General features: G+C 63.5%; 9 protein-coding genes and 1 tRNA gene. 6 read left to right on the top strand and 4 right to left on the bottom strand.

The window, feature by feature from the left end:
- Nucleotides 1-326 precede the first annotated feature (326 nt).
- The 3 genes from IM737_RS17480 to IM737_RS17470 form a co-directional block, all read right to left on the bottom strand.
- Nucleotides 327-587 (bottom strand): hypothetical protein, encoded by a 261-nt coding sequence (locus IM737_RS17480; protein WP_236896180.1) that lies wholly within the window; start codon nucleotides 585-587, stop codon nucleotides 327-329.
- Nucleotides 588-693: 106 nt separating this feature from the next.
- Nucleotides 694-954 (bottom strand): hypothetical protein, encoded by a 261-nt coding sequence (locus tag IM737_RS17475; protein ID WP_236896178.1) that lies wholly within the window; start codon nucleotides 952-954, stop codon nucleotides 694-696.
- A 343-nt stretch (nucleotides 955-1,297) separates the two neighbouring features.
- Nucleotides 1,298-1,924 (bottom strand): DNA-3-methyladenine glycosylase I, encoded by a 627-nt coding sequence (locus tag IM737_RS17470; protein ID WP_236896176.1) that lies wholly within the window; start codon nucleotides 1,922-1,924, stop codon nucleotides 1,298-1,300.
- A gap of 148 nt (nucleotides 1,925-2,072) precedes the next feature.
- Between IM737_RS17470 and IM737_RS17465 the strand changes: the two genes are divergently transcribed.
- The 3 genes from IM737_RS17465 to IM737_RS17455 all read left to right on the top strand — a co-directional run bounded on the left by IM737_RS17465 (nucleotide 2,073) and on the right by IM737_RS17455 (nucleotide 5,349).
- Entirely contained in the window at nucleotides 2,073-2,498 is a 426-nt protein-coding gene (locus tag IM737_RS17465) for a response regulator (RefSeq protein WP_236896174.1), read from the top strand.
- Between the two features lie 199 nt (nucleotides 2,499-2,697).
- On the top strand, nucleotides 2,698-3,249 hold the full coding sequence (locus IM737_RS17460) for a L,D-transpeptidase (RefSeq protein WP_442874215.1): 552 nt from the start codon (nucleotides 2,698-2,700) through the stop codon (nucleotides 3,247-3,249).
- A gap of 66 nt (nucleotides 3,250-3,315) precedes the next feature.
- The gene (locus tag IM737_RS17455) at nucleotides 3,316-5,349 is read left to right on the top strand and encodes a TadE/TadG family type IV pilus assembly protein (RefSeq protein WP_236896170.1); all 2,034 of its coding nucleotides are present in this window, start codon (nucleotides 3,316-3,318) and stop codon (nucleotides 5,347-5,349) included.
- 19 nt (nucleotides 5,350-5,368) lie between these two features.
- Here IM737_RS17455 and IM737_RS17450 read toward each other — a convergent pair.
- Nucleotides 5,369-5,445, bottom strand: a tRNA-His gene (locus IM737_RS17450).
- Between the two features lie 319 nt (nucleotides 5,446-5,764).
- Here IM737_RS17450 and IM737_RS17445 point away from each other — a divergent pair.
- The 3 genes from IM737_RS17445 (at nucleotide 5,765) to IM737_RS17435 (ending at nucleotide 11,512) form a co-directional block, all read left to right on the top strand.
- Entirely contained in the window at nucleotides 5,765-8,578 is a 2,814-nt protein-coding gene (locus tag IM737_RS17445; protein ID WP_236896168.1) for a sensor histidine kinase, read from the top strand.
- A gap of 222 nt (nucleotides 8,579-8,800) precedes the next feature.
- Entirely contained in the window at nucleotides 8,801-9,847 is a 1,047-nt protein-coding gene (locus IM737_RS17440) for an extracellular solute-binding protein (RefSeq protein WP_236896166.1), read from the top strand.
- A gap of 9 nt (nucleotides 9,848-9,856) precedes the next feature.
- The gene (locus tag IM737_RS17435; protein WP_236896164.1) at nucleotides 9,857-11,512 is read left to right on the top strand and encodes an ABC transporter permease; all 1,656 of its coding nucleotides are present in this window, start codon (nucleotides 9,857-9,859) and stop codon (nucleotides 11,510-11,512) included.
- The last annotated feature ends 9 nt before the right edge of the window (nucleotides 11,513-11,521 follow it).

The following is an 11,521-nucleotide window of genomic DNA, read 5'->3' as shown; positions in this document are numbered from 1 at the left end:
CTCGCCATCGCGCCGGGATTTTTCGCACACGCATCGAGCAGCCACCCATCATTCTGGGGTTGAGACCGACGGTGCAGGCAAGGCACTCAAGCCCCGCAAACCCTGCACTGCCCGTCCGGCTGGTGGTCAGCATCCATGCGGGAGTCTGGCGACCCAAACTCCCCGGCATTCGTTCCCGCTCATCACTCGTCATGATCGCGCTCTGGCGGGGCGATGCGGCAATGATAGGCGGAAATTGGAGGGCGGGGATAAGAGGGATAAACTGGTGGCTGACGCCACCCCCTCCGACCCCCACCCAGAAGGGATTTCTCCCGGCCCCTGTGGTGCTATAGGCCCGGCCGCCACATGGGCGGCGGCACTTGCGGATTGGCCGAAGGTTCCGGCCAGTAGGTCGGCCTGGTATCGGGCGGCAGGCCCATATCGGCGCGCAGCCGTGGAGACAGGTCTGGCGGCAGCCGCGGACGGTTCCACCAGGCAAGGATGACGACGCGCAGAACAGGCCAGACGCCGTGGTGATGGACGGCCTTCGTGACGTGAGATTCAAGGCGCAACGAGGCATTGCCCTCGTCGAGTGCATAAAGCGACATAGCTTTGTCCGGCGACTGTGCACCGGCCTTCTGATTTTGGTGAGCGCTTGATGCGACTCATCCGGCGACGGGGGAGATCGATGGCAATCGGCCTCCCCCGTGGGGACTACATGCCGGGCCTCCGCAGAGGCTCCGGAATGCCGGAATGGCTCGGCACGTCGAGCCAATGGGCAGATTCGGCGACCGGCGGCAGGCCCAGGTCTGCCCGCAGATAGGCAGGCAAGCTCGATGGCAGCCGCGGACGGTTCCACCAGGCGCTGATGGCCGAACCGAGCACCGACAACAGACCGCGCTGGTGCACGGCATCGGCGATGGAGAATTCGAGACGCAGAACGATGCTGCCCTCGGAAGGCATATTGTAAGACATGACGGTTCCCGGGCGCGACAAGACGCGGACCGGCCTCTGTTGGTTTGGGGGTGGATGGCGGAATCGGGACGCAGAACGACCCGGGTCAGACCATCACGGTTGGGGAGCTAGGGATGTCCGTGACACCGAAGTGTCAGTGGCGACGAGAGAGGCGAGGCCTCAGGCCTGGCGGCAATGTCGTACGGTGGGCCCCTGGCGGAGTTCGAACATGACTGTCATGTAGATGCCTCCCTCAGGTTGGCGGTTTTGGACGATCGGTGTGTAGCTCGCGATTCCGTGATCCGCAAGCGCAGATGTGGCGCCGTGTCGCACGTGCCGCCGTTTGTGGCGCATCGGCAACAGGTTAGCGGACAGGCCGAACCAGTGCATTGCGTTCGGCCTCAACCTCGTCGCGGCAGAAGCAGCCGTGGATGTGGTCGTTGACCAGGCCCATGGCCTGCATGAAGGCGTAGCAGGTGGTGGGGCCGACGAAGTTGAAGCCGCGCTTGCGCAGATCCTTGCTGAGGCGGACCGAGGCTTCGGTCTGGGCCAGCTTGCGCAGGTTGTCCCAGCTGAGGTCGTCGGGGCGATGCTCGGGCATGGTCTCGAAGCGCCAGACATAGGCGGCGAGCGAGCCGAACTCGGCCTGCAGCTCCAGCGTACGCTTGGCATTGTTGATGGTGGCGGCGATCTTACCGCGATGGCGGATGATGCCGGCATCGAGCAGCAGACGCTCGATGTCTGTCTCGTCCATGGCGGCGACTTTGGCGATATCGAAGCCGTGGAACACTTCGCGGAAGCGCTCGCGCTTGCGCAGGATGGTGATCCAGGAGAGGCCGGACTGGAAACCTTCAAGGCAAATCTTCTCGAACAACCTGGTGTCCGATGTGACCGGACGGCCCCATTCGCGGTCGTGATAATGACGATAGAGCGGATCGTCACCCGGCCACGGGCAACGCGGCAGTGTATCGAGTGCCGACTCATTTGACATTGGCGGGCGACTTTCTCTATTCGATCCGTGGGAATGCTTATTGCCTCGCTCAGCCAATTGCATCGGGCAGCGACAATAATTGTCAGCAGTGGTTGAGACGACAGCCGCCGTGGCTTGAAGCGGCATCGATTTTCGAGGACGGGACGCCTTGATTATTCCGGGACGCCTGCGCGCACTGGTCGTGGACGACAATGCCTATGCCCGCGCTATTTCAGCCGCCAGCCTGAGAAAGCTGGGCGTTGGCGAGATCGTGGAGGCCGATGGCGGCGCCGAGGCCATCCTGGCGCTGATGAGCGGGCCATTCGACCTGATGCTGATGGATTGGTACATGCCCGATGTCAGCGGCGCCGGGCTGATGACGGTGTTGCGCGATCCGCGATTTGGGGCGCCCCAGGCGACGCCGGTGATCCTGATGACCGCCTATGCCAGCCGCGACAATGTCGCCCGGGCGCGCGAGCTGGGCGTCAACGAAGTGCTGGTCAAGCCGTTCACCACTGACCAACTGGGGACGGCACTGGGCCGCGTGCTCGGGCAGGCGCAGATGGTGTCGGGCGACGATTCGGTGTTCCTCTAGGTCTTTACGCCTGGGTAACCATCAGCCGCATCAATGGCTTAACCATGCCGGTTGACGGGGCATTGGCCATTTTCACGCATAGTCCATCGCAAGGTCCGGCAGCGTGCCGGCATGCAATGGATGTGTGACGATGGGCAAGATGATGGCCGCCAGGGGTCTGCTGGCGCTGGTGCTTTCCGTTTCGACAATCGTGCCTGGCATGGCCCAGGGTCTGCAGCCCGGCTGGCGCTTTGCACCCCCGCCCGGCGTCAACGTGGTTGAGGGCAATCCGCGGCATGCACTGGCGCTGCAGGCCAATATGCAGGTTCACCCGGTGTATCTGCGCCAGGTGGTGCAGTATCAGACTAATGAGCGCAGCGGCACGATCGTGGTCGATACCGGGGCGCACTTCCTCTACTTCGTCTTGGGTGGCGGTCGGGCGCTGCGTTACGGCATCGGCGTGGCCAAGGACGGCTTTGAATGGAGCGGCACGCACCAGATTACCCGCAAGGCGGAGTGGCCGAGCTGGACGCCGCCAGCAGAAATGCTGCGCCGCCGGCCGGAATTGCCGCGCTTCATGGAAGGTGGTCCGAACAATCCGCTGGGCGCCCGCGCGCTTTATCTTGGCTCGACGCTCTACCGTATTCACGGCACGACCGAGCCCTGGAGTATTGGCCAGAACGTTTCTTCAGGCTGCATCCGCATGACTAACGCCGATGTGATCGACCTCTACGAACGCGTCAAACTTTATACGAAGGTAGTTGTCCTTTAATAAGGATTTTCACCGACACTCAGGCTCGCTCCGAACCGGGGCTGCCAGCCTATGGGTGCCTGCGTCATGCGTCGTTTCATCGGTTTGATCGGGCACTTCGGGCGCGACGAGCGCGGCGTCTTTGCGGTGATGTTCGGCCTGATGGCGATCGTCCTCATCGCGCTGGGCGGCGCAGTGGTCGATTATGTATCGCTCGAGCAGATGCGCAATCGCGCGCAGATAGCGCTGGATGCGGCGGCGTTGGCGCTGCAGCCGGAGATCTTCGAGACAACATACACCGCCGAAGACCTCCGGGGACTTGCAGAGGATATTTTACGCGAGCGCCTGGAATTGGCGAATGGCGAACTCGAGTGGGGCGGGACAGCTGATATTGACGAACCGCCCGAGATCAATGTCGAGGATGGCTCGCTGTTTCTGCGGGCCCGCATCACAATGCCGACGATCTTCGTATCTCTGGTCGGCGTGAATGAACTCAGCGCTACGCTCCAGTCGGAAGCCACCCGGAAGAAGCTTGAACTCGAGGTGGCCTTTGTCCTCGATAACTCGGGATCGATGTCTTTCACAGGCGCAGGTGCCAGTGGCACGCGCCAGCGCATGCAGTTCCTGAAGGACGCAGCGAACTGTGCGACCAATATCCTGTTCTATGATGCTGTTCAGGACGATCCGAGCAACCTCGACACCTGCATCCCGGCAGCCGGTGCAGAACTCGTCGATGACGTACGCGTTGCGGTCGTGCCGTTCACGATGTTCGTGAATGTGGGTGCGGGCAATGCCAACGCCTCCTGGATCGACCAAAGCAATTCGTCGGTAACGGCAACCGACAATTTCGATACCGATGACGACGAAACTACCCTGCCCGCCACTTCGGGTCCTTCGTCCGTGCCCACACGTGCCGCGATGTTTACCGCCACGGGCGAAGCATGGCGAGGATGCGTCGAGGCGCGCCCCCATATCAAGACGGGCTCCCTCACCACTGAATACCTGGACACCGACGACAGCCTGCCCTCCGGCGGAAACAACCTCTATGTGCCGATGTTCTCCCCCGACATGGTGGATGGGGTGGGCACTAACAGCTATGTCTCGGACTCGCCGGCAATCTGCGACCGACCGGCACAGGGCAACACTCGATGCACGATTACCGAACAGCGCACCAGCACCTGGAGTGGCTGGAGCAGCGCATCACAAATTGCAGGCACACCGTCGGGGCCCACCAACTTCAGCAGCAACACCCTCTATAGTGGGGCCTACTACGGGGACCGTCCGCCAAGCTGTCGCTGCCGAAGCGGCATAACCTACACCACCGGTTGGTCAGGCAATTCCAGCGTCCAGACCCGTCAGGGTTACTGCAATAGCTACATCCCGAATGGTCTCTCTAATCGCGAGTTGCAGGAGCGCATCTGCAAGTACCGCCAGTCTTTCAGCAGCAACTTCTCGTCCGGCCCCAATGCAGATTGCACCCGCACCGCTATCCTGCCGCTGTCCGACGATCCGGATGTCGTCGAAGGCACCATCTCAAGCATGATTGCAGAAGGTGGCACAAACATACACGAAGGAACCACTTGGGGCTTCAGGGTGCTGTCGCCAACCCTGCCCTTCGACGAAGGTGATGAGTTCGACACCGCCACCTCCAAGGTCATGATTATCATGACTGATGGCGAGAACACGGCCTACAACCTAAGCACCCATTGCGGTGCCGCACAGCGCAATCTCAACGGCAATTGTTACAACTCCGCTTATGGCTTCCCGTACAACTCGCGGAACACCACGGCCACCTCTACCAGTGGGGGGAATATCGAGCGCCTTGGCCCGACCAGTAGCGCCGAAGGCAGTATCAGCTCGAACAACGCAACGCTGGTCACGCAGATGAACACACGGACAGCCCAGACCTGCGAGAATGCCAAGGCTGCGGGCATCACCGTCTATGTCATCGGCTTGGCGACATCCCAGGCGGTGCAAAGTACCCGCGCCGTGGTGGAGGCTATGCTGACTGCTTGTGCCAGCACGCCTGACCGCGCCTTCTTTCCTCAGACTCCGGGTGATTTGAAGGCCGTGTTCGAGGACATTGCTGACGACCTCAGCGCACTGCGTCTAGCGCAGTGATCCATAAATCCGGGGGAGGTGGTACCGCCTCCCCGGATTGAACGGGGGACCTCTAGATCCACAATCTAGCGCTCTAACCAACTGAGCTAAGGCGGCAAATGCTTCATCGGGGACGGCAAGTGCCTCGTCCCGAAAGCGGGCGGAACATAGGTCGAGAATTCCGGGATGACAAGCACCGATTTTGCGCGTTTCGCCGCTGCCGCCCCAGCGAGCCGAAGCTGTTGAAAACCAGCCGTCGTGACGTTTTGCCAAGGATTGGCATTTAACCATGCGCGCCGATGCAAGGCCGGATGGCTTGCCGCGCTCTGGACCGTGCGGCGCCCGCCCTATATTGAAGAAACCTTAAGGTTCCCGGGACAATTGTGCCGGAATGGCACGATATGGTGCCGCACCGGAACGGAGACGACGACCGTATATGGACGCTGACTGGGTCACATCGCCAAGCGCGCGCCGCGTGCTGCAGCATGCCGCAGACCCACGGCCGGCCTGGTTGTGGTCGCAGGATGGTCAACATCTGCTGTGGCAGAATCCCGCCGCGGGGTTGTTCCTGGCCAAGCTCAAGAAGCACGGCCTGAAGCTGGCGCAGCCCGCCGTGCCGATCAAGGGGCAGGTCTCGCGCAATATAAGGCTGGGATCGCCGGGTCGGACCAGTCTGGCGCGAATCCAGTTTCTGGCGGGCGACAAGCCGGCCTCGAGCACCTGTGCCACGACGCCGCTGATCTGGCAGGACGGGCAGCCGGTGCTGCTGATCGTCGGGGTGGACCCGATCGCGGCTGATATCCTGCAGGCCGCCGACGATGACGTGACCCATGAGGCTCCGGTCGAGGGCGGCGACAATCCGCAGGTCGTTGCGGTGGACGCTGCACCCAGCGCCGAGACGCCAGCAGAATTCGCCGAAGTGGAAACAGTCGAGCACGACGCTCCGGCTACGGAAGCGCCTGCCGATGAAGCCGCGACTGTTCCGACGGCCGAGGATGTCGCCGCCTGGTCTGATGCGGAAGACCTTGCGACGCCCGATCTGCCGGAGCCTCCCGAGCCGGAGCCGACCAGCGTCGATGAGCTGATTGCCGCCGATGAAAGCGCCTATGCGCGGGAGCTGGAAAGCTGGCGCGCCGCCGACGGCGATACGGTGGAAGCCAGGCCGACCATGTCGCTAGTGGCCGCCGACGAGGACGAGCCAGCAACGCCTATCGACGAGACAGAAGCGCAGACACCGCCGGTTACGGACTCCGAACCTTCCACCAGCCGCCTCAGCCGACTGGTGGACCGACTCGCGACCAATGACGCGCTCTATGCGCCACTGACGGATGCAGACGACACGATCGCCCTGGAGCTGCCGCCGGCCGTTAGCAGCAGCGGGATGTTTCAGGTGACGGGGCGTGGTTTCGTGCCCGACCAGGTATATGCTGAAGAGCAGACGGATGCCGAGGCAGACTTGCCGGACCTCGCCGCTCTGGATGCCCCGGTTTTCCAGACGACGCCACTAGCCGATGAGACCCCTGCGCTTGAGCCGATCAGCGCGGCGGATGACGAGCCCATCGAGGCAACCCTCGCCGAGGCCGACCTGACGAACCTTGCCGCGTTGGATGCTCCGGTCGACGAAACTACGCCGCCGACGGATGAGGCACGCGGCTTCGAGCCTCCGGTAGATGATACCCTGATCGAGGAAGTACTTCCCGAGGTCGCGCCAACGGTGCCAGATGCCGAAGCCGTCGAGCGCGTATCGCGCTACAATTTCGACGAGCTGTCGCGCATCCTCAACGACCGGGTTGGCGAGACCAACCAGACCGTGCCCAAGGTCAGCGAACCCCAACGCAGTGCGGCGCTGATCAATCTGGGTGGCGAGACGCTGGTGCTCAACCGGCTCCCGCTTGGCATCCTGGTGTTCCGCGACCAGCAGGTTCTTTTTGCCAACCGCGCCGTCACCGAAATGGTGGGCTACGAATCTGTCGAGAAGCTGCGCGCCGCCGGGTTGGCCGCGGTATTCCCGGCGGGCGGCCCCGATGGGCAGGATGCCGGGCCGGTCAATCACCTGGTGCAGCAGGATGGTACGCTGGTGCCGGTGACGGCGCGGCTGCAGTCCATTTCCTGGCAGGGACGCCCTGCCCTGATGCTGTCGGCCAGCGCCACCGAGGTGCGAACCGGGCATGAGCAGGCGGTCAACGCCTTTGCCCAGGCGCTTGCAGACATCCGCGGCGACGGCTTCTTTGAAGCAACGCGCACTGGCGTGATCAGCAGCATCACGCCCAAGGCGGCGAGCCTGCTGGGGCAGGATGGACCGCTCGAAGGCAAGCCGCTGAGCGGGATGATCGCCACTGGTGACGTACCGGCCCTGCGCGAATTCCTCGACCGGCCGGCGCGCTTTGCGGAGACGGCACGGCCGGCCCTGACGCTGCGTTCGTCATCGGGCCGCGCCGAAATCGCCATCTTTGCGCAGGGGCAGGCCGGGGTGATCACAGGCTATTTCGGCTTTGTGCGCGGACGCGACACGGCGCCGGCACGGATTGCCAGCCAGGCCGATGTCGATCCGGCGCTGCTGGGTCGGATCAGCCGCGGCGTGCGGCGACCGCTCAACACGATCATGGGCTTTTCCGAGATGCTGCTGTCGGGCAGCGTGGATGCCGAAAAGCTCGAAAGCTATTCGCGCGATATCGGCACGGCCGGGCAGGAAATCGCAGCGCTGGTCGATGAGCTGGAAGACTACGCGAGGCTGCGCGATGGCCGCTACCTGCCGCAACGCGCCAGCATCGAGTTGACGGCGCTGTTGGAAAGCTGCGTCGTGCGCATCCGCCAGCAGGCGAGCAGCGCCCGCGTCTTCGTGCGCAACGCTATCTCCGAGAGCCTGCCCCGGGTCACAGCAGACCGGGCGTCGCTGGCGCAGGCAGTGCTGAACCTATTGGCCAGCGCCATAGACCAGACGCCGACCGGGGGCGCGGTGGTCATCTCGGCCCAGCGCGAAGACGATGGCGGTATCGCCATCCATGTGCGCGACAGTTCGACCAATCCGGTGGATATGGCCGAGCGCTTCGTGGTGTTCCGCGACGGCATCGGCAGGGACGGGCAGATGCTGGCCCCGGTGCGCTCCAGCGTCGGGCTGGCGCTGACGCGGTCGCTGCTGGCGGTGAATGCCTTCTCGCTCTCGGTGGATCCGGCCGGCGAACAGGGCCTGTTGTTCACGCTGGTCATCCCGGCCGACCTCGTCGAAAAACCCGCCAGCATCGCGGAATAGCTGATGTCTGCGTGCACGCGGCACTTTTGTCGCAGGCCGGTAAAGTCGATTTCAAAAGTCAGCTAATTGGCTGATATTGCTGATGTTCCACCGCGCACATTTGAATGCTTCTAGACTTCAACCCATTGATATCGCTTAGTAATCTTGACTCACAGCAAACAAGAGTGAAGAACGCTGACATCTGAGCGGCGCCGCAAGATCCGCATCATCTGGGAGAGTCCGATGTCCAAGACCACATCCTTCACCGCCGCCCTGCTGGGGTCGGTTACCCTGCTGGGCCTGTCCATGCCCGCTTTCGCCCAGAGTGGCGAAGTAAACATCTACAGCTATCGCGAGCAGAGCCTGCTGCAGCCGCTGCTGGACAAGTTCAGCGAAGAGACCGGTATCAAGGCCAATGTGCTCTATGCCGGTGATGGCCTGTTGGAGCGCGTCGCTGCCGAGGGCGAGCTGTCGCCAGCCGACGTGGTGCTGACGGTCGATATCGGCAATCTGGTTGGTGCCGAAGAGCAGGGCCTGACCCAGCCGATCACGACGCCGGACCTAGTGGCGCGCGTGCCCGAAGCCTTCCGCGACGACGACGCCAACTGGACCGCCCTGTCGCTGCGAAGCCGCGTCTTCTACGTGTCCAAGGACCGTGTCGACGCCACCGCGCTGACCTATGAAGACCTGGCCTCCGACGAGTGGAATGGCCGCATCTGCACCCGTCCGGGCGATCACGCCTACAATATCGGTCTTATCGCGCATTACATCGCCGTCAATGGCGAGGACAAGGCCCGCGAATGGCTGACCAAGGTGCGCGACAACCTGGCTTTCGCCCCCGATGGCAATGACCGCGCACAGGTCAAGGCGATCCTCGACGGTACCTGCGACCTGGCGATCGTCAACACCTATTACATGGGCGCCATGCTCAACAACGAAGCCGAGCCGGAGCAGAAGGACTGGGCCAACTCCGCCCGGATCATCTACCCGAACGCCGAAACCGATGGCACCCAGGTCAACGTCGCCGGCGGCTTCATCGCCAAGTATGCGCCCAACATCGACAATGCCAATGCGCTGATCGCCTTCCTGCTGTCAGACGAAGCACAGTCGATCTATGCCGACACCAACTATGAATTCCCGGTGGTCGCCAGCGCGCCGATCAACGAACTGGTGCTGAGCTGGGGTGAGTTGAAGGCCTCCGCCGTGCCGCTGACCGAAGTGGCCGCCAATCGCGCCGCTGCCGCAGCTTTGGTGGACGAGCTCAAGTTCAACGAAGGCCCGCAGGACTAGGCCGCCCGCTTGGCAACCGACCAGGAGGTCCGGACAGTGTTGACCGGCAGGGCGCGCGCCCTGCCGGTCGTTCCGCTTTTGCTGGCGGGCCTGATGGGGCTACCCATTGCCTGGCTGGGATGGTCGGCGCTGCAGGCCATCGGAAGCAGCAACGGGCTGGGCGCCAACATGCTGCCCACCGCCCTGCGCGAAACGGGCCTGCTGATGGTTTCGGTGGGACTGCTGACCGGCGGCGTAGGGCTGGTCGCGGCCTGGCTGGTGACGCATTACGAGTTCCCGCTGCGGCGGCTGTTCGACTGGGCGCTGGTGCTGCCATTGGCGGTGCCGACCTATCTGGCGGCCTATGTCTATGTCGAGGTGCTTGATTTTACCGGCCCGCTGCAAGGCGCACTGCGCGCCCTCAACGGAGCGAACCTGCGCACGGAATACTGGTTCTTCGACATCAAGAGCCCGTTGGGCGCCGTGCTGGTGCTGGCCAGCGTGCTCTATCCCTATGTCTATGTCGCCTGCCGGGCCTTCTTCCTGATGCAGTCGGCCTCGCTCAACATCGCGGCGCGGACGCTCGGTGCAGGTGGGATGCGGACCTTCTTCACCGTGACGCTGCCGTTGTCGCGGCCGGCGCTGGTGGTGGGCGTGACGCTGGCGATGATGGAGGTCGTCAACGATCTTGGCGCCGTGCAGTATTTCGGCATCAACGCCATCACGGCGATCATCTATTCGACCTGGATCAACCGCTCCGATTTCGGCGGCGCTGCGCAGTTGGCGGTGACGGTGGTGCTGGTGATCGGGCTGCTGATTGCGGCCGAGCAGCGAGCGCGGCGGGACCGGGTCTATCTCGGACGGCGTGACAGTCGTGTCGCGCCGGCGCGCGAGACGCTGGCGGGCGGGCGGCGCTGGCTGGCGTTTGGCTTCTGCCTGCTGCTGCTGGTCTGCGGCTTCGGCATTCCGGTCGGGCAATTGACGTACCTGGCCTTCCGGCTGGTCCTGCCGGAGACGGTCAGCATGACCATCGCGGCGCTGGTGCCGACGGTTACGCTGGCGGGTCTGGGCGCCTTGATCACAGTCATCACCGGGCTGTTTGCGGCCAAGCTGGCGCATCGGTCCGGCGCCGCGGGCAAGGGCGCGATCCGGCTCGCCACCCTGGGCTATGCCATTCCGGGTACGGTCCTGGCGCTCGGCCTGCTGCAGCCGCTGGGGCAAGCGGACCTGTGGTTCAACCGCATGACCATGGCGCTGATGGATTGGCGGCCCGGACTGATCCTCAGCGGCTCGATGGTGGCCCTGCTCTATGTGTATGCCATCCGCTTCCTCGCGGTCAGCCACTCGACGCTGGACGCGGCGATGAGGAAGCGCGGCGATGCCATGCTGGATGCCGGGCGGGTGCTGGGTGAGCGCGGGCTGGGACTGCTGTTCCGGGTCGACCTGCCGACCCTGATGCCAGCCATTCTGAGTGCTGCGACGCTGGTTTTCGTCGAAATCGTCAAGGAGCTGCCGGCAACCTTGCTGCTGCGGCCGCTCGGAATCGAAACCCTCGCCACGCTGGTCTACTCGCGCGCAAATGTCGGACTTTTTGCCCAGGCGGCGCTGCCGGCATTGTTCATCGTCCTGGCGGGGCTGGTGCCGGTTATTCTTGCTACGCGACTGGGCGATCGTAGGAAAGTATAACAGGCTGGG

It is taken from the genome of Devosia sp. SL43, from assembly GCF_021729885.1.
GTDB lineage: Bacteria > Pseudomonadota > Alphaproteobacteria > Rhizobiales > Devosiaceae > Devosia.
The sequence above is the reverse complement of the archived record's forward strand: the minus strand, read 5'-3'. Positions and strand labels throughout refer to the sequence as shown.